This window comes from Lysobacter sp. 22409 (assembly GCF_052045105.1).
Classification (GTDB): Bacteria; Pseudomonadota; Gammaproteobacteria; order Xanthomonadales; family Xanthomonadaceae; genus Lysobacter; species Lysobacter antibioticus_B.
In genome coordinates, this window is the sequence record NZ_JBQEOE010000004.1 from 179,315 (window position 1) to 197,199 (window position 17,885).

General features: G+C 66.5%; 18 protein-coding genes (1 of these 18 cut by a window edge). 11 read left to right on the top strand and 7 right to left on the bottom strand.

Annotated elements, in window-relative coordinates; genetic code table 11:
- Window positions 1-308: 308 nt before the first annotated feature.
- The 3 genes from ACTJJK_RS03725 to ACTJJK_RS03735 all read left to right on the top strand — a co-directional run bounded on the left by ACTJJK_RS03725 (window position 309) and on the right by ACTJJK_RS03735 (window position 1,593).
- Window positions 309-464, top strand: coding sequence for a hypothetical protein (locus tag ACTJJK_RS03725; protein WP_440729504.1), 156 nt, complete (start codon window positions 309-311; stop codon window positions 462-464).
- 80 nt (window positions 465-544) lie between these two features.
- Complete coding sequence (locus ACTJJK_RS03730) at window positions 545-715, top strand: hypothetical protein (protein ID WP_161786050.1); 171 nt, start codon at window positions 545-547, stop codon at window positions 713-715.
- Between the two features lie 170 nt (window positions 716-885).
- On the top strand, window positions 886-1,593 hold the full coding sequence (locus ACTJJK_RS03735) for a hydrolase (RefSeq protein ID WP_051884263.1): 708 nt from the start codon (window positions 886-888) through the stop codon (window positions 1,591-1,593).
- A gap of 35 nt (window positions 1,594-1,628) precedes the next feature.
- On the opposite strand, the gene ACTJJK_RS03740 is transcribed toward ACTJJK_RS03735, so the two are convergent.
- Window positions 1,629-2,051, bottom strand: coding sequence for a GFA family protein (locus ACTJJK_RS03740; protein WP_036147740.1), 423 nt, complete (start codon window positions 2,049-2,051; stop codon window positions 1,629-1,631).
- 129 nt (window positions 2,052-2,180) lie between these two features.
- Between ACTJJK_RS03740 and ACTJJK_RS03745 the strand changes: the two genes are divergently transcribed.
- From ACTJJK_RS03745 to ACTJJK_RS03755, 3 genes are all read left to right on the top strand, one after another.
- Entirely contained in the window at window positions 2,181-3,419 is a 1,239-nt protein-coding gene (locus ACTJJK_RS03745; protein ID WP_223620772.1) for an esterase/lipase family protein, read from the top strand.
- Between the two features lie 67 nt (window positions 3,420-3,486).
- Entirely contained in the window at window positions 3,487-3,939 is a 453-nt protein-coding gene (locus ACTJJK_RS03750; protein WP_031370079.1) for a DUF6196 family protein, read from the top strand.
- A gap of 130 nt (window positions 3,940-4,069) precedes the next feature.
- On the top strand, window positions 4,070-4,633 hold the full coding sequence (locus tag ACTJJK_RS03755; protein ID WP_031370078.1) for a DUF2846 domain-containing protein: 564 nt from the start codon (window positions 4,070-4,072) through the stop codon (window positions 4,631-4,633).
- A gap of 151 nt (window positions 4,634-4,784) precedes the next feature.
- Here the strand turns inward: ACTJJK_RS03755 and ACTJJK_RS03760 are convergent, their stop codons facing one another.
- The 3 genes from ACTJJK_RS03760 to ACTJJK_RS03770 all read right to left on the bottom strand — a co-directional run bounded on the left by ACTJJK_RS03760 (window position 4,785) and on the right by ACTJJK_RS03770 (window position 8,058).
- Complete coding sequence (locus ACTJJK_RS03760) at window positions 4,785-5,666, bottom strand: alpha/beta fold hydrolase (protein ID WP_440729505.1); 882 nt, start codon at window positions 5,664-5,666, stop codon at window positions 4,785-4,787.
- A gap of 207 nt (window positions 5,667-5,873) precedes the next feature.
- Window positions 5,874-7,436: a 2Fe-2S iron-sulfur cluster-binding protein gene (locus tag ACTJJK_RS03765; protein ID WP_031370076.1), complete on the bottom strand. Its 1,563-nt coding sequence runs from the start codon at window positions 7,434-7,436 to the stop codon at window positions 5,874-5,876.
- A gap of 82 nt (window positions 7,437-7,518) precedes the next feature.
- Entirely contained in the window at window positions 7,519-8,058 is a 540-nt protein-coding gene (locus tag ACTJJK_RS03770) for a carboxymuconolactone decarboxylase family protein (RefSeq protein WP_031370075.1), read from the bottom strand.
- 160 nt (window positions 8,059-8,218) lie between these two features.
- Between ACTJJK_RS03770 and ACTJJK_RS03775 the strand changes: the two genes are divergently transcribed.
- Window positions 8,219-9,118: a LysR family transcriptional regulator gene (locus ACTJJK_RS03775; protein WP_031370074.1), complete on the top strand. Its 900-nt coding sequence runs from the start codon at window positions 8,219-8,221 to the stop codon at window positions 9,116-9,118.
- A gap of 209 nt (window positions 9,119-9,327) precedes the next feature.
- On the opposite strand, the gene ACTJJK_RS03780 is transcribed toward ACTJJK_RS03775, so the two are convergent.
- The 3 genes from ACTJJK_RS03780 to ACTJJK_RS03790 form a co-directional block, all read right to left on the bottom strand.
- Window positions 9,328-10,428, bottom strand: coding sequence for an RICIN domain-containing protein (locus ACTJJK_RS03780; protein ID WP_051884261.1), 1,101 nt, complete (start codon window positions 10,426-10,428; stop codon window positions 9,328-9,330).
- Between the two features lie 215 nt (window positions 10,429-10,643).
- Entirely contained in the window at window positions 10,644-11,762 is a 1,119-nt protein-coding gene (locus tag ACTJJK_RS03785; protein WP_440729506.1) for a ricin-type beta-trefoil lectin domain protein, read from the bottom strand.
- A 1,032-nt stretch (window positions 11,763-12,794) separates the two neighbouring features.
- Window positions 12,795-13,505 carry an rRNA pseudouridine synthase gene (locus ACTJJK_RS03790; RefSeq protein WP_440729507.1) on the bottom strand — a complete coding sequence of 237 codons (711 nt, stop codon included), beginning with the start codon at window positions 13,503-13,505 and terminating at the stop codon, window positions 12,795-12,797.
- Between the two features lie 96 nt (window positions 13,506-13,601).
- Here ACTJJK_RS03790 and ACTJJK_RS03795 point away from each other — a divergent pair, with 96 nt between their 5' ends.
- The 4 genes from ACTJJK_RS03795 to ACTJJK_RS03810 all read left to right on the top strand — a co-directional run.
- Window positions 13,602-14,459: a PA4780 family RIO1-like protein kinase gene (locus ACTJJK_RS03795; RefSeq protein WP_031370070.1), complete on the top strand. Its 858-nt coding sequence runs from the start codon at window positions 13,602-13,604 to the stop codon at window positions 14,457-14,459.
- A gap of 393 nt (window positions 14,460-14,852) precedes the next feature.
- On the top strand, window positions 14,853-16,472 hold the full coding sequence (locus ACTJJK_RS03800) for a methyl-accepting chemotaxis protein (protein ID WP_031370069.1): 1,620 nt from the start codon (window positions 14,853-14,855) through the stop codon (window positions 16,470-16,472).
- A gap of 45 nt (window positions 16,473-16,517) precedes the next feature.
- Window positions 16,518-16,982 (top strand): chemotaxis protein CheW, encoded by a 465-nt coding sequence (locus ACTJJK_RS03805; RefSeq protein WP_031370068.1) that lies wholly within the window; start codon window positions 16,518-16,520, stop codon window positions 16,980-16,982.
- Between the two features lie 95 nt (window positions 16,983-17,077).
- Window positions 17,078-17,885: the 5' portion of a CheR family methyltransferase gene (locus ACTJJK_RS03810; RefSeq protein ID WP_440729516.1), read on the top strand. The gene runs 167 nt beyond the window's last position; the window shows 808 of its 975 coding nt (coding positions 1-808); it begins with the start codon at window positions 17,078-17,080; its stop codon lies beyond the right edge, outside the window.

The window sequence follows — 17,885 nt, forward strand, 5'->3', positions numbered from 1 at the left end:
AAGCCGGGCGTCGGACCGCCACACTATCACCCGGCAAACCGTGAGGCGGTCGGCATTGTAAGGCGGCCGCGAGGGCGCGACCCGCCGTTGCGGTTATGTGCTTATGCCACCGAGTCGAGAACCGACGGCGAATCCGGCTGTGACAGCGTCTGTGATTGCGGACGGCGCAGGTCAAAATGTGACGTGATAAGCGGTTTTGACGCCTCCGCCGACTAGTGTGCTTTGTGTCGCTGAGCACGCCGTTGGTGGCTCTCGCGCGTCTGCGCCGTTGGCACGATTCGTGTGCATTCCCTCATGCAGGTATCGGCATGGCAGGAGCCAACGGCATGAGTGGCAAATCGGACAAGCAAACTCCGCAAGACGATCACGGGCGTGCGCCGTCGGCCTCGCTGGTGGCCGCCTTGACGGTTGCGTCGATCTTGGCCGTGATCGCCGCCCTCATCGCCAGCCTCGCCCGGGCCTAGCGCAAGCCAGCCCAAAGCCAGCGAGAACCAGCGCAAAACTGGCGCGCACCTGCATCCGTCTTCCGTCATTGAGGTTCCCTATGCGTCTGACCCCGCCCAGCTTTCCCATCTTCTTCATTGCCCTGCTGGCCGGCGGCGCCGGCATCGCCGCGCGTCTGGGCTATCTGCCGTTCCTCGCGGGCTTCGCGTTCTGGCTGGCGGCGTTGGGCTTCGTCCTGCTGCTGATCGGGTCTTTGTTCCGCAGTCTTTGATCGACTCGAGGACAGGGGCGGCAAGCCGCTCCTGTCCTTGAATGCCTTCGCTGGCATCGCGCCACTGGCTCCAGCGAAATCGCGGGAACTGGCGCCGTCGTCATCGGCGCGCATGCGTACCGTATCCGGCACCGGCCAATCGGCCTCCAGTGCTGCGATGGGAATTCGTCATGTCTTTGTCCACGGCTTTCATGCGGCGGTCGATCGCCGCGAGCTTGCTCTTCGCCGCTGCGTTCCTGCCGGCCCATGCCGACATCCGCACCCCGCTGACCCCGGAAAACAGCGTCGTGCTGATGGTCGACTACCAGCCGCAGTTCGTGTTCTCGGTGCAGTCGATCGAGGTCGGCAAGCTGATCAACAACGCCGAGGGCTTGAGCAAGGCGGCCAAGGCCTTCGAAGTGCCGACCCTGTACGCGACGATCAGCGCCGAGAAATTCGGCGGCCCGTTCTTCAAGCAACTGACCCAGGCGCGTCCGGAGCTGGTGCCCTACGACCGCACCGCGATCGACCCCTGGCAGGACCCGCGCATCCGCGAGGCCGTGCGCAAGACCGGCCGCAAGAAGCTGCTGGTCAGCGGTTTGTGGACCGACAGCTGCGTGACCTTGCCGGTGTTGTCGGCGCTGCGCGACGGCTACGAGGTCTACGTGGTCGTCGACGCCAGCGGCGATGTCTCGCACGAATCGCACGACATGGCGGTGCAGCGCATGATCCAGGCCGGCGCGGTGCCGGTGACCTGGCTGGCGGTGATGCTGGAATGGCAGGGCGACTGGAGCAAGGGCGCCACCGGCGCGCAGGTGCAGAAGATCGCCCAGCAACACGGCGGCGCCTGGGGTCAGGGGATCGATTATTTCCAGAGCATGATCGCGCCGAAGCCCTGAGCGGGTGATGCGGGCCTGGCGTCGCGCGACGGCGCCTAGGCCTTGGACGGTACCGCCGAACTGCTCTTGCTGAAACGGGGCAGTGAGTCGGCGGTATCGAACCAAGGCAACTGCGAACGGGTCCAGACGTGGTCGTCGACGCCTACCCGTTCCGGCTCGTCGAGGCTGCCGATGCAGACTTGCACGCGATCGGCCAACACGCTTTCGCGCATGCCGAGGGTGCTGCCGCAGTTCGCGCAGAAGCCGCGTTCGGCGTATTCGGAAGAGCGATACCAGGTTGGCGGCGAAGCGAGCCAGGCGAAGGCCTCGGCCGGAAAATGCACGAAAGCGAGCGCCGGCGCGCCGGAATGGCGGCGGCACAGGCCGCAGTGGCAGATCACCCCGCGCAACGGCGCGGCGGTCGCGCGATAGCGGATCGCGCCGCACAGGCAGCCGCCTTCGAAGTGGGTGTCGTTCATCGTTTGTCGTCTCCTCGCGGGGCGGGCCGACGCAGGCCGGGTCGATCCGCGTCGTCACCGTACGCCAGAATGCGCCGTCGGCATCGACTGCGCTAGGCTGGCGGTCCCGTTGCCGCGCGTTGGATGCTCATGCCGAAACGCTCGTCCCCGGCCGACACAGGCAACGGCCCTGGTGCGGACCTGCGCGGTATCGGCCGCCTGACCATCGACGCAATCACCGGGGTGGTCGACCTGGTCGAATCCGTCCACGCCACCATCGTCGCTTTGCCGGGCCCGTTCGGCGCGCCGGTGCGCGATCCGACCCGTGGCATCAGCGGATTGGTTTATCGCAGCGTGCGGGGCATCGCCCGTTTCGTCGGCGACGGCCTCGATCTGGCGCTCGCGCAGTTCGCGCCGCTGCTGGACCGGATCGACTCGCTACCGCAGCGCGACGGCGTGATCTCCGCGCTCAACGGCGTGCTCGGCGATCATCTGGCCGCGACCGCCAACCCGCTGGCGATCCGCATGCGTGTGCGCTGCGACGGCACGCCCTTGCGGCTGGGGCGCAAGGCCTTGGCCGCAGCCTGTCCGCAGGCCACCGGAAAACTGTTGGTGATGGTGCACGGCCTGTGCATGAACGACCTGCAATGGCGTTGGAACGGCCACGACCATGCCGCGGCATTGGCGCGCGATGCCGGTTGGACGCCGGTCTATCTGCATTACAACAGCGGCCGCCACATCTCCAGCAACGGCCGCGAGTTCGCTGCGCGCCTGGAGCGCCTGTTGCGCGAGTGGCCGGTGCCGGTGGAGCGCTTGTCCATCGTCGGCCACAGCATGGGCGGCCTGGTCGCGCGCAGCGCCTGCCATGCCGCCGCCGGCGCCGGGCTGCGCTGGCCGGAGCGGCTCGACAGCCTGATTTTTCTCGGCACGCCGCATCACGGTGCGCCGCTCGAACGCGCCGGCAGTTGGTTCGACATGCTGATCGGACGCAGCCCCTACACCGCGCCGTTCGCACGGCTCGGCAAGATCCGCAGCGCCGGCATCCAGGACCTGCGCCACGGCAACCTGCTCGACGCGGATTGGGGCAAGCCCAGGCACGAGGGCGACGGACGCCGCGATGCGCGCACGCCGGTGCCGCTACCCGCGCACGTGCGCAGTTACGCGGTGGCGGTTTCGACCGACAAGAACGCTGCGGCGAAGGACGCGGGCATCGACAGGCTCAGCGGCGACGGCCTGGTGCCGGTCGCCAGCGCGCTGGGGCATCATCCCGACCCGGCCTTCGACCTGCGCATTCCCAAGTCGCGGCAATGGGTCGGCCATGGCCTGCATCATCTCGACCTGCTCGGCGACCCGCAGGTCTACGAGCGCATCCGGCGCTGGCTGGAGTGAGGCGGTCGAGGCCGGAGCGGGGCAGACGAATCCATCATCGGGCCGGCAGCGGCCGCCGGAGGTTGCAGTGGTAGACATATCGCGGGAAACGATCGAACAGACCAACACGCGCTTGCTGGTCGTGACCAAGCAGGCGCGTCTGCAGGTCTACCCGGGCACCTACGCTTTTTTAGAGTTCCCATTGGCCGACTTCCCGGGCGCGGTGCGTGCCGATGCCTTGGCCCTGGTGCGCGACGATGAAGTCTGGAGTCAGCTGGTGCCCTGCACAGACCCCGCCGAGGATCTGTTCGCCTTGTTCCGCTTTCATTTTCCGAGCCGCGTCGACAACAGCGGTTTCGTCGGCTGGCTGGCTTCGCGGCTCAAGCGCAAATTCGGCACCGGCGTGTTCGTGACCTGCGGGCAGAACCGCCGCGACGGCGGCATCTTCGATTACTGGGGTGTGCCGGTGGCGGTCGCGGCGGAGATCGCGGCCGAACTCGATGCCCTGGTGTCGCCGGAGAAGATGGCCCTGGCGCCGTGACGGCGACGGCCGCGGACGTCATCGCCCGGGCCGCCCCGACATGCTGCCGACGGCAGCCGCCCGATCGCGTGCCTGTGGCCGCGGCTGCGGTTGGCTATGCTGTCGGCCCACATAACGCTTCAGGATCGTCATGGCACAAGGTCGTGCAAGTTTTCTCAAAATCCTTCCGCTGATCATCGTCGGCGCCATCGTCGGCCGGGTTATGGCTTCGATGGCGAGCGGCTCGAACTTCTTCAATTGGCTGATCGGACTGCTGGTCCTCGGCTTCGTGGTCTATCTGATCTGGTTGTTCGCGTTCAAGAACCAGGCCACCCGCAAGGCGACGCCGGCGGAAACCGCGGCGGCACTGAATTTCCAGCCCGAGCCCGGCAAGGGCGTGATCTACCTCTACCGCAAGCAGTTCGTCGCGGTGTTGGTTGGCATGGACGTGGTGCTCGACGGCCAGCCGATCGGCCAGACCCGCGGTTACTGCTTCTATCGACTGGTGCTCGAGCCGGGCCAGCACGTGCTCAGCGGCGACGGCAAATGCAAGGAACCGCTGAGCTTCGAGGTAGCGGCCGGCGAGGTGGCCTACATCGAGAAGGAAATCCTCATGGGTGCGTTCAAGGGCGGCTATCACTACCGCCGCAACGCCGACGTGGCGGCGGCGCAGACCGCGATCCGCAGCTGCAAGCTGCTGTTGCCCAAGGGCTGATCTGTCGTCCGCGATCCGGCGATTCGCACGGATCGGACGGCGCAGCGATCAAGCCGGCGCCGCCGCGGACACCGCAGCGGCGCCGGTTCCGTATCCGGTTCCGAATCCGGTTCCGTATCCGAATCCGTATCCGTATCCGTATCCGTATCCGTCAGTCTTGGCTGGCCTGCGACTCGCCTAGGTGGCGGCCCAGGAAGCTGCGGATGCGCAGGGCGATCGGCTGCGCGTCTTCTTCGAGGGCGAAATGCCCGGTATCGAACAGATGCACCTCGGCCTTCGGCAAGTCGCGCTGGTAGGCGTGGGCGCCGGCGCAGAGGAAGATCGGATCGTTCTTGCCCCACAGCACCAGCATCGGCGGCTGACGCTCGCGGAAATAGGCCTGCCATTGCGGGTACTTGCCGGGATTGGAGCCGTAGTCGTAGAGCAGACGCAGCTGTATGTCCTGCACGCCCGGCCGGTCGAGCAAGGCCTGGTCGAGCAGCCAGTTCTCCGGTGCGATCGCCGACGGGTCGCGCACGCCTTCGAGGTAATGCCATTTCGTCGAGGCCAGGCTCAGCAGTTTTTCCGCGAGCAAGTTCGAGCGCTGTGGGGTGGGCTCCTTCCAATAAGCGCGCAACGGATCCCACAACGTACCCATGCCTTCGTCATAGGCATTGCCGTTCTGCACGATCAGCGTCTGGATACGTTCCGGATGCTCGACGGCTAGGCGAAAGCCGACCGGCGCGCCGTAGTCGAAGAGGTAGAGGCTGTAGCGCTGGATCTTGAGTGCCTGCAGCAAGCGGTCGACGCTCTGCGCCAGCCGATCGAAGCTGTAGTCGTACTCGGCCGGCGAGGGCGTGGCGCTGGCGCCGAAGCCGGGGTAGTCCGGCGCGATGACCCGATAGCGGTCGGCGAGCAGCGGCATCAGCTCGCGGAACATGTGCGAGGAACTCGGCAGGCCGTGCAGCAGCACGATGACCGGTGCGTCCTTGGGGCCGGCCTCGCGATAGAACAGTTCGGTGCCGTCGACGGCGATATGGTGATGGGTGGTCATTGGACGCTCGGCGATGGGCGGCAGAGTCTCCGCAATGGCGGAAGCCTCGGCCGAGAGGGGGAGGAACGAAAGTGCGGCGCCCGCGAGGGCGGCGCTCAGCAGGGCGACAGACAATCGAAGCATGACGGTTCTCGGTAGAGTGGGGGAGATCGTTGCGATCGCAAGGACCGGCGGATCCAAACGAGGGTGGGGTGCCGCGGCGACGCGCTAGAGATCCAGCGCCAGATGTTCGGAATGCGCCCGCGAGACACAAATGCACATCAAGGAGGCACGCTCTTTTTCGGCGGCGCTGAGGGCGTTGTCGCGATGCTCGGGTACTCCGTCGAGCACCTTGATCGCGCAAGTGCCGCAATTGCCCACCCTGCAGTCCGATGGCGTGCTCACCCCGGCCTGCAACAGCGCATCGAGGATGGTTTGTGTGCCGGCGACGCGGATCCGCCGCTCGGAACGGCGTAACTCGACCTCGATGGCGCGGTCGTCGGGCCGGGCGGCCGCATCGAAACGTTCGATCCGCACCTGGTCGCTCATTCCGAGCGTAGCCGCGGTCGCGTTGAGCTCATCGATCAGGCGTGCGGGGCCGCAGGCATAGACGAGCGTATCCGCTGCCGCAGCCGACAACAGCCGGTGCAGGTCGAGACGCCGCCCTTGATCGGCCGGATACAAAGTGAGCCGTTCGCCGAACTCGGCCTGCAAGGCCTCCAGGAACGGCAGTTCGCGCAGGCCGCGGCCGGCATAGTGGATCTGAAACGGCTGTCCGCGCCGCGCCAGCGTGTGCGCCATGGCCTTGATCGGGGTGATGCCGATGCCGCCGGCGATCAGGACCACGGGGCGCGCGTCTTCGCTCAGCGCGAAATCGTTGCGCGCGGGCTCGCAACGCAGGCGCAGCCCCAGCTCGAATCCCGCGTGCAGGGCTTTCGACGCGCCGCGCCCGGCGTCTTCGCGCAGCACCGCGATCTCGTAGGCATCGCGCCGCGAAGGGTCGGAACTGATCGAGTAATGGCGCAGCTCGGTCTTGCCGTCCAGTTGCACCGGCACGCGCAGATGCGCGCCGGCGGCGACCGCCGGCAAGGCATCGCCTTGCGGATGGCGCAGTTCGTAGGCCCGCACCCGTGCGGTGAGTTGCCTGACGCCGGCGACGACCAGTTCCAGCGGGCCCTCGCCCCAGACCGCGGCCTCGGCGGCGCGCGGTTTTTCCTCCGGCGGCGGCGCCGGCCGTGTCGGCGCGATGCGTTCGATCTCGGCCTCGGTGTAGCGCGGGGTGATGTGTTGCGGGCAATTCCAGTCGCAGGCTTCGACCTCGATGACGATGCCGCGTTCGACCCGGGCGCGGTATGCGGGCACTTCCAGCCGTGCGATCAGGGCGGCGTCGCTGCTTTCGTCGACGATGCGCGCGCGGCCCCAGATCTTGAGCCGGCGCCGATTCGGGTAGTCCATCAGGATCAGCGAAATGCGGCCGTCGGCGGCGAGGTTGCCGACGCTGAGGTATTGGCGGTTGCCGCGGAAATCGGCGAAGCCGATCGTCTTGGCATCGAGCACCTTGAGGAAGCCCGCCGGGCCGCCGCGATGCTGAACATAGGGCCAGCCGGTTTCGGACACGGTCGCCTGATAGAAGCTGTCGCGTTCGGCGATGAATTCGGCCTCGCGCTCGCCGATCGAGTCGCGCGCATCCTCGGCCAGCTCGAAGGCGCGATTGGCCTCGCGGCTGCCGTGGCGTTGCTGCGCGTCTTTGACGCTGGGGGTGAAGGTTATATCGGCGAATGCGCGGCTCATGGCGTGCTCCAGCCGGCGGCGACGCTACGCCGCCGGCCCTGGTTCTGGTGATCGTGGTGGCGCGCGGCCTGGGGGCCGCCGCTCAGGCGGCCAAGGCTACCTTGGGGAAGTCGATTTCGACCCGGCTGGCCTTGCCGAGGATGTTGGTCAGCAGGTTCATGCCGACGTGGGTGATGATCTCGACGATGTCGGCATCGCTGAAGCCGGCCTCGCGCACTTCGACGATCTCGGCGCTGGTGACTTCGCCCTGGTGCTCCACCAGCGAGCGGGCGAACTTCACCGCGATCGCGGCCTTGGCGTCCTGGCTGCCGCCGGCGCGGTTGGCGGCGATCTCGTCGCCGTTCAAACCGGCGTTGCGGCCCAGGGCGGTGTGGGCGGACAGGCAGTACTCGCAGGCGTTCTGCTGGGCCAGGGCCAGGGCGATGCGTTCGCGGGTCTGGAGGTCGAGGCTGCCCTCCTTGGCGATGCCGTGCAGGCCGAGGAAGGCGCGCAGGGCGGCCGGCGAGTTGGCGAATACCTTGAGGAAATTCGGCACCGTGCCGAGTTCGCGTTGGATGGCGTCCAGCAACTGCTGTTGTTCGGTGTCGGCGGTGTTGCGGTCGATGACGGCGATGCGGCTCATGGGGGTGTCCAGTGTCGATAAGGAAGGGGAGTGATCCGGTCCGGCGAGGCCTGGTATCGGTTGCTGTGGGCTTCGGCGTGGCGACACTGTCCGCCATTTCGCTTGCCATAAGAATCACCGGGTCGCAAAATTCATTATTGCGATTACAGGAATAATCCAGATGGATCGACTGCACCTGATGACGGTGTTCGTCGCGGTCGCCGAAGAGGAAAGCTTCGCCCGCGCCGCCCGCAAGCTGGGCCTGTCGCCGCCGGCGGTGACGCGGGCGATCGCCGGCCTGGAAGAACGGCTTGCGGTGAAGTTGCTCGATCGCACCACCCGCTTCGTCCGCGCCACCGAAGCGGGGCAGCGCTATCTCGACGATGCGCGCCGGATCCTGGCCGAGGTCGACGAAGCCGATGAAGCCGCCGCCGGCATCAACGCCGAACCGCGCGGGCATCTGGCCGTTACCGCGCCGGTCCAATTCGGCAAGTTGTTCGTGCTGCCGATCGTGGTCGAGTACCTGCAGCGCTATCCCGCGACCCAGGTGTCGGCGCTGTTTCTCGATCGCGTGGCCAATCTGATCGAAGAGGGGCTGGACGTCGGCGTGCGCATCGGCGCGCTGCCCGATTCGAGCCTGCAGGCCATCCAGGTGGCGCAGGTGCGCAGGCTTTTGTGCGCATCGCCGGAGTATCTGCGCCGGCAAGGTTTGCCGAAGACTCCCGCCGACCTGGTTCGGCACGACATCATTTCCGCGCTCGGCATCAGCCCGTCCACCGAATGGAAGTTCGGCGACGGCCGCAAGGCTTTATCGGTGCGGATAAAGCCTCGCCTGATCGTTACCACCAACGATGCGGCGATCGAGGCGGCGGTGCGGGGTTTCGGCATCACCCGGCTGCTGTCCTACCAGGTGGCGCCGCACCTCGCTTCCGGGCAATTGAAGATCGTCTTGGGCGAGTACGGGCATTCGTCGCTGCCCGTGCACGTGCTGCATCGCGAAGGGCGTTACGCCTCGCCTAAGGTTCGCACCTTCGTCGACCTGGTGGTCGCGCAACTGCGCGGGAATAGCGCGTTGAATTGAGCTGCGGCTGCGGCGGCCGGCATGCGCAGAAACACCAGAACTTGCGGTTCGCCGGTATTTTGGGCCGGCAGGCCGGCAGGCCGGCAGGCCGGGAGGAGCCAGGAACTACTGCTCGCCTGATTCACGGTGTCGATGCAAACGACGGCGATCGCCCTCCCGTGTCATGCAGAGAATGGAGGCGGCCAGACCCGGTCGGGCCGCCTCTTCGGTCAAGGCGTCGCGAGCGGGATCTGCCAACCCTGTTCGCAGCGTTGCAGGGTCAGGTGATAGTCGGAACCGGCCCCCGCGGCGCGCAGGCACAGGCCCGACGGGACGCCGCGGAATTCGCTGCCGACCCGGTTCCACTGTTGATTGGCGCCGCCGTGGCAGGTGTAGACGTAGATCGGCGTGCCTGCCGTGGTGCCGCCGTTGTAGGCGTCGATGCATAGATTCGAGGCGGTGCGCAGTGTTTTGTCCGCGCCATAGACCCAGGCTTGGTTATCCAGGCCATGACAACTGGCGAGGATGGGCTGGACGCCGCTTTGGTAGGTGTAGGCATCGAGGCATTGATTGCCGGAATGCACGATCGGGCCGCGCGGCGAGTTGCCGATCGCGTGCTGATGCACGCTGCCCGTCGGGGTCTGGTCGATGCGGCCGCTACAGGCCGGGATACTCGTGGTCGTGATGCTGGCCATGGCCGTACCGCCGTTGCCGGACGGCAGCAGAAACTCGGCGCGGCTATAGGGTTGGTTGTAGCAACTCACCGACGGCGAGCTCCATTCGAAGTATTCGACCCAGTTCACCATGCCTTTCGGGGAAATCTGGGTCGCATCGGTAAGCACGCTGCCGAGCTTGAACGAGGTGCCGTCGGTTAGGTCGTTGATGGTGACGCCGAACCAGCCGCCGCCTTCCTGTTCGATATGGAATTGAAAGGTATGATCCTGCTTCCACGCGCGCTTGATGTAACAGCTGTAGCCGGCTCCGAACTCGTCGAAGGGACCGCAGACCGTACCGGGGCTGCCCACTTTCGCGGCGGTCGCCGCCCAGATCGAGAACAGGAAGTAGCCGTCGGTGCCCGACAACCGCTGCATGCCCGTATAGCCGCCGGCGCGGGAGCCGACGAGTCCGAACTGATTGCTCCAGAACACGTTGGAACGAGGGCCGGGGTCGGACTTCACCGTGATGGCGAAATCGACCGAATCCAGCCCAGTGACGATGGGGTCGAACTTGTAGTTCGTATAGCCGCCAGGTGCGGCGGCGGGGACCTGCAAGGGCAGCAATGCCAACAGCAGCAGCGCTCCCCAGCGTTGTAACGGCTTGACGATCTTCATTGCTCTTACTCCGATGCTGTAGCAGTACTCGCGCCGTGGCGTTCGCCGTCCATGCAGGCCGCTCAGGCTGGCGCGTAAGTCATGAGCGGGTCTTTGGTTTGCTTGCGTCGGCATTCGCTCCCAGCGCGGCCGGGCGCGTTCGTGCGGTGTCGCCGGGCATCGCCGATGCGGGGCATCGGCGATGCATCCCGGCCAGACAGCCAGGAGCCGGCCGCTCAGGGCGCGGGCTTGGGAATCTGCCAGTTCTGGTTCGTTTGCGCGGTGCAGGCCTGGATCGTGAGTTGCGTCGCTGCGCCCGCCGAGGTCAGGCACAGGCCGGACAGATCGTTGCGCAGTTGGTTGCCGACCCGATTCCACTGTTGGTTACGGCCGGCATGGCAACTGAAGACGATCACCGGCGAGCCCGGCGCGGTCTGGCCGTTGGCCACATCCAGGCACAGGTTGGAGCGCAGCCGCAGCGTGCGATCGACGCCGTGTACCCAGGCCTGGTTGTCGCCGCCGTGGCAAGCGAAGCTTTGCGCAGGGACGTTGCTGGTCGTCGCGCCGCCTTTGGCATCCAGGCACAGGCCGCCGGTATCGGTCACCGCACCGCGCGGCGAGTTGCCGATGGCGTAGTGATGCACGGTGCCGATCGGCAGCGTGTCGATGCGGCCGTAGCAGCCCGGAACATAGTTGCGCGAGATGCTGGCGACGCGAGGAGAGGCGGTGCCGGTGTTGCCGATCGGCAACAGGAATTCCGCGCGGCTATAGGGTTGGTTGTAGCAGTTCGACTCCGGCCAGTTCCATTCCCAGTATTCGGCCCAGTTGGTCATGTTTTTCGGTGAGATCTGGGTGGCCGCTGTGAGCACGCTGCCGATCTTCACCGAGGCGCCCGTGGTCAGGTCGGTGACGGTGACGCCGAACCAGCCGCCGCCTTCGTGTGCGAGGTGGAACTGGTAGGTGTGGTCGACCTTCCAGTCGTAAACCATGTGGCAGCTGTAGCCGGTGCCGAACTCGTCGAACGGGCCGCAACTGCTGCCCGGGCTGCCGACCCGGCCTGCGGTCGCGCCCCAGATCGAAAGCAGGAGATAGCCGCCGAGTTGGGAGTGGCGTTGCATGCCGGTATAGCCGCCGGGATAGCCGACGAGCCAGAACTGATTGGCCCAGAACACGTTGGCCCGAGGGCCGGGATCGGATTCCACCGTGATGCCGTAATTCATCGAATCGAACCCGGTGATGGCGGGGTCGAACTCGTAGTAGGTGTAGCCACCCGGTGCGGCGGCCATAACCTGGAGGGGTAGCAGTGCCAACAGCAGCAGCGCTCCCCAGCGTCGCAGCGACTTGACGATCTTCATGACTCTTACTCCGAGGCTGTAGCGGTGGCGCCACGATGTTCGCGATCCATGCAGGCCCGCCCAGGCTGGCGCGAAACTCAGGAGCGGGTCGTTCTTCATTGCGGCCGGACTCGCATGCGGGACGGTTGGGGCGCGCTCATGTCGCACCGAGTGCGCTGGCGCTGCGTATGCATTAGGCGAGTGAGGGGGCGGTGTCGGTCTTGATATCGGCGCACCCGATTCGTGCGCGATGCACGAGTCCTTGAGTTGCGTGAATGACTGCGCGCCGCCTACGGCGTCGGTAATGAAAGCGAGCATCGCCTGCTGCACTCCTGTCGCGGAGGGTGTGCTTGCTCGCTCTATGCTCGGAGGTTCGACGAGGGGCCGCAGGAGGGCCCGCTGCCGTATCGGTGGAGCTTGTGGCGATAGCACATGAATCGTTGCGGCGAATGTAGCTAACTTTCTTGAGATTTATTTAGAATTTATTGTTATGTGTTTTTCCGGATGCCCGAGTCATCAAGCTTAAACATGCCGCGGACATCGCAGCGCCGGGGTGCGGCCGTTTTGAAAGCTGGAATCGCAAGTATTTACTGGTGTTTTTTTCGATTTTCCGATGAGCGGCATGGCGTTTCCGATCGAATTCGGAAGCTGGTTATGTGCTGCGAAGTACACACTCTGAAGTGTGGGCGAAGAGCCAGGTGGCCGAATTCCGGCCGTGTAAATAAAAAACATGGTCCGGCGATGGGTGGCTTCGCATCGATGCGCTCGGCGCATCGGATTTGGCCCGGTCTCAGCCGGGCACTCGCCAGCGATGCAAGGCATCGACGAGTTCCTCGTGGCGCGAATGGCGGTAACGCCTCGCCTTGGGGATTTGCTTCCGCGCCGGCCACATAGCGGCGAGCTGCGGGTAAATCCCCTAGCGCAGTTGCAACGCTGCTCAGCCCAACGATGCAGGCGACCGCCCCCCTTTGCAAAGGGAGCGGATTAAAAAGGAGAGGCTTACGAAAAGGCGGGTTGTGTAAGTCCCGTAGGCCGTCGACGGAAGCCCGCGCCTCAGAAGCGTTCGCCGACCGGCAGGTAACGCCATTCGCCGACCGGCATCTTGCTCAACGAGATGCGGCCGATGCGCAGGCGGCGGATCGAGACCACCTCGAACCCGACCTGGCGGCACATGTCGCGCAACTGCCCGGGCTGTACGTCCTTGATCGCGAAGCGCAGGCGGGTTTCGTTCTGCCAGCTGACCTTGCACGGCCGCAGCGCGCGGCCCTGGTAGCTCAGGCCGTGGGCGAGCTTCTGCATGCCGTAGGGCAGCAGGTCGCCGGCCACTTCGACGACGAACTCCTGTTCGATCTGGGCGTAGTCCTCGGTCAGGCGGCGCCAGACGCGGCCGTCCTGGGTCAACACGACCAGCCCGCTGGCGTCGCGGTCGAGCGGGACCAGCGGGGTCAGGCGATGGAAATGGCGCTTGAGCCGGCGCACCTCGGACAGGTCACCGGGCGCATGGCTGGCCGGCGTGACCAGGCTGGCGGCGTCCTTGAGGTCCAGGCCGGCCGGTTTGTGCAACAGCATCGTCGCCGGCTCGATGGGCTCGAGGCGGGCGTCCGCGGCCAGCTCGACGGTCTGGGTCGAGACCAGGGTCTGCGGCTCCTCGACGATTTCGCCATCCACCGACACCCAGCCGCCCTCGATGTATTGCTGGGCGTCCGTGCGCGAACAGGGGACTTGTTCGGCGAGGCGTTTGTCGAGGCGGACGGGATCGGACATGACGGAATTCGATACTGGGGTCGCCAAGTGTAAAGATATACGCCTGTTACGCCGGGATTCCCCCTCAGCCGGCGCCGTTTCCCCCCACAGGACTACATGAAGACTCCACCCGGATTGCAGGCGCTGATCGACGACGGCGTGATCGACGAGGTCATGCGCCCGCTCAAGAGCGGCAAGGAGGCCGCGGTGTACGTGGTGCGTTCCGGCGACGACGTGCGCTGTGCCAAGGTCTACAAGGACATGGCGCAACGCAGCTTCCAGCAGCGCGTGCAGTACCAGGAAGGGCGCAAGGTGCGCGGCAGCCGCGAGGCGCGCGCGATCGGCAAGGCCACCAAGTACGGGCGCAAGCAGCAGGAAACCGCCTGGAAGAACACCGAAGTCGAGGCGCTGTACCAGTTGCGCGATGCCGGCGTGCGCGTGCCCGAACCGTACGGTTATTACCACGGCGTACTGGTGATGGAGCTGGTCACCGACGCCGACGGCCATTCCGCGCCGCGTCTGGGCGAGGTCGAGCTGGCGCCGGAGCAGGCCCGCGGCTTCCACCGCTTCCTGGTGCGGCAGGTGGTCAAGATGCTCTGCGTCGGCCTGATCCACGGCGACTTGTCCGAGTACAACGTCTTGGTTGCCCCGGACGGTCCGGTCATCATCGATTTCCCGCAGGTGGTCAGCGCCGCCGGCAACAACGCCGCGCGCAAGATGCTGTTGCGCGACGTCAACAACCTGACCGCCAGCCTGGGCGCCTGGGCGCCGGAGCTGCTGGACACCTGGTACGCCGAGGAAATGTGGGCCCTGTTCGAAGCCGGCGACTTGCGTCCCGACAGCGAACTGACCGGCGTGTTCGTGCACGACGAGTCCGCGGTCGACCTCGACAGCGTCCGCCACGCCATCAACGATGCGCGCGACGAAGCGCTGATCCGTCAGCAGGGCCGCGAGGCCGCGGCCGAAATGGACTGAGCCGGCGGCGCCGACGGCCAGGGGATCGGCCGACCGGGCTGCGTTCGCTCCCGGTCCGGCGTCCGCCGCATCCGCCCGTCTTTTCGCCGATCGCTTCGCCGCTCATGGCGCGAAGGCCGCCGTTACCGAACCTGCGCGATCCGGAGCCGGGTGTAGATTAGGGCCGCGACACTCTCGGGTCGACGCATAGTGAGACGCCGTTGGCTTTTCACGGCGGTGCGGACCAGGCGAGGTCATAGTCCGAAGGCCGGTTCAAGTCGGTCCGTCCGTTCGCAGCCGTGATGGTGGGCAGGGGCGAAGCGCGTCTCTACACTGGGGCTTCGTCCGCGACAGGCGGTCCTCACAATCACTGCCCAGATAGGTAATGCTTCATGGCATACACGGGGATCGGTCATGAATAACATCACGATTCGGCAGCGAATCATCTTGAGCTTCGCCGTGATCATCGTGGCGATGGTGGTGATGGGCGGCATCGCCCTGCAGCGGCTGCTGCACGTGCAGGCCGAAGAAAGCCGGCTGCGCGCGGACTCCATTCCCGGGCTGTATGCCTCCGGGCAGATGGAAACCGAGTGGCACGCCTACTACACCGCGATCAACGGATTGTCCTCGGCCGACGCGAGCCAGCGCGCCGAAGCGCAGGAGCTCTTGCGCACGCGTCGGACCGCCTTCGAGCAGGCGATCGGCCGTTATCGCGCCACCGTCACCCAGACCGAGGATCGCCGCAATCTCGACGCCCTGGCCGGTTCCAGTGCGTCGCTGTTCGCCCTGCAGCCGGATTTGATCCGGGCCGGCGAGGCCGGTTCGGCGGCCTTGCAGGAGGCGATGCGCACGCGCGCCGAGCCGATCTTCGCCAAGGCGGTCGACACCATCACCCGCATCATCCAGTACAACTACAACGAGTCGGTCGAATCCGGCAACCGCATCGACGCGGCGGTGAAATCGGCCGAGCTCGGCATCGGCCTGACCTTCGTCGGCGCGGTGTTGGCGGCGGTGCTGGCCGGCTTCTTCCTATTGAAGGCGATCACTCTGCCGCTGCACCGGCTGGCGCGCGCTGCCGACGTCATGGCCAAGGGCGACTTCAGCCAGCGCCTGGGGTTCTCGCGCAGCGACGAATTCGGCACCGTGGCGCAGGGCTACGACCGCATGAGCGGCGAGCTGGCGGAACTGGTCGGGCAGATCCAGACCTCCGGCATCCAGGTCAATTCCTCGATCAACGAGATCACCGCGACCTTGCGCGAACAGCAGGCCACCGCCGCGCAGATCGCCGCGACGACCACCGAGATCGGCGCGACCTCGCGCGAAATCGCCGCGACCTCGAAGGAACTGGCGCGGACCATGGGCACGGTGGCCGGCAGCGCCGAGCAGACCGCCTCGCTGGCCGGCGACGGCCAGCACGGCGTGGCGCAGATGGAGGAGACCATGGGCCGGATGATCGACGCGACCGCGGCGATCAGCGCCAAGCTCGCGGTGCTGGCCGAGAAGGCCAGCAACATCAGCCAGGTCGTCACCACCATCACCAAGGTCGCCGACCAGACCAACCTGCTCTCGCTCAACGCCGCCATCGAGGCGGAAAAAGCCGGCGAATACGGCCGCGGTTTCTCGGTGGTGGCGGTGGAAATCCGCCGCCTCGCCGACCAGACCGCGGTGGCGACGCTCGACATCGAACAGATGGTGCGCGAGATCCAGTCGGCGGTGTCGGCCGGCGTGATGGGCATGGACAAGTTCTCCGAAGAAGTCCGCCGCGGCACCAGCGACGTGCAGCAGGTCGGCGGCCAGTTGTCGCAGGTGATCGAACACGTGCAGGCGATGGTGCCGCGCTTCGAGGTGGTGAACGAAGGCGTGCAGGCGCAGGCGGCCGGCGCGGAGCAGATCAACCTGGCCCTGGGCCAGTTGAGCGAGGCCGCGCAACAGACCGTCGACGCCTTGAAGCAGTCCAACCAGGCGATCGACGAACTGCACCAGGTCAGCGCCGGGCTGCGCGACGGGGTTTCCAAGTTCAAGTTGCTGGCGTAAGCGCCGCCGCTTCGGACAGCCAGACGCAGCCGGGAGGACGATGCCGTGCTTTTCCTTGTCTTCCAACTCGACCAGGACCGTTACGCCATCGAAGCGGCGCAGGTCGTGTCGGTGCTGAACCTGGTCAACCCGAAAGCCATTCCGCAGGCGCCCGCGGCGGTGGCCGGCGCCTTCGACTACCGCGGCGAACCGGTGCCGCTGATCGACCTGTGCCAGTTGGCGCTGGGGCGTCCCGCGCGTGCGCTGTTGAGCACGCGGGTGATCGTGGTGAACTACCCGGCCAGCGACGGCGCTACCCGCAAGCTCGGCCTGATCGCCGAGCAAGTGCTGGAAACGGTGCGGCGCGAGGCCGCCGAGTTCGCTCCGGCCGGTGTCGATGCGGCGCAGGCGCCGTATCTGGGGCCGGTCGCCGCCGATGCGCAGGGCCTGATCCAGTGGGTGCGGATCGAGCAGTTGCTGCCCGATTCGGTGCGCGAGCTGTTGTTCCAGGCCTCGGTCGAAAGCGCATGAAGCCGGGCGGCTTCCAGCAATGGCTCAAGGACACCATGGGGCTGGACGCCAGCACCATCGGCCCGACCGTGGTCGAACGCGCGGTCGCCAGCCGCATGGCCGCCTGCGAATGCAAGCAGCTCGGCGAGTACTGGCAGACCTTGCGCGCCTCGCCGCTGGAGCAGCAGGAACTGATCGAAGCGGTGGTGGTGCCGGAGACCTGGTTCTTCCGCGATACCCAGGCCTTCAGCGCCTTGTCGGGCAGCTACGGCCTGGAATGGGCGGCGACCCACCCCGGCGAGCGTCTGCGCCTGCTGAGCCTGCCGTGTTCGACCGGCGAAGAGCCCTACACGATGGCGATGGCCCTGTACGACGCCGGCTTTCCGCTCGAGCGGCTCAGCATCGACGCGGTCGACATCAGCGAGCGCGCGTTGGCGAAGGCGCGGCGCGGGTTGTACGGCAGCAACTCCTTCCGCGGCCGCGAGCTGCAATTCCGCGAGCGCCATTTCGCTGCCGTGGCGGGCGGCTGGCAGTTGCCGGAGACGGTGCGTTCGCGGGTCAACTTCATCCAGGGCAACGTCCTCGATGTCGCTTTCCTGCCGGGCGAGGCGGTGTACGACGCGATTTTCTGCCGCAACCTGCTGATCTATTTCGATGCCGATACCCAGGTGCGCACGGTCGGGATTCTCAAGCGGCTGTTGCGTCCGCAAGGCCTGCTGTTCGTCGGCCCGGCCGAGGCCGGGCTGATCCTGTCGCAGGGTTTCGCCTCGGCGCAGTTGCCGATGGCGTTCGCCTTCCGTCCGCCGCGCGCCGACAGCGGCGGCGGAGTGTCGGCGGCGATGCTGGCGACGACGGCGTCGGCGCTGGCGGGCGCCGCGGCCAAGGCCGCCACGGTGAAAGCCATCGCCAAGCCGCGGCCGCTGG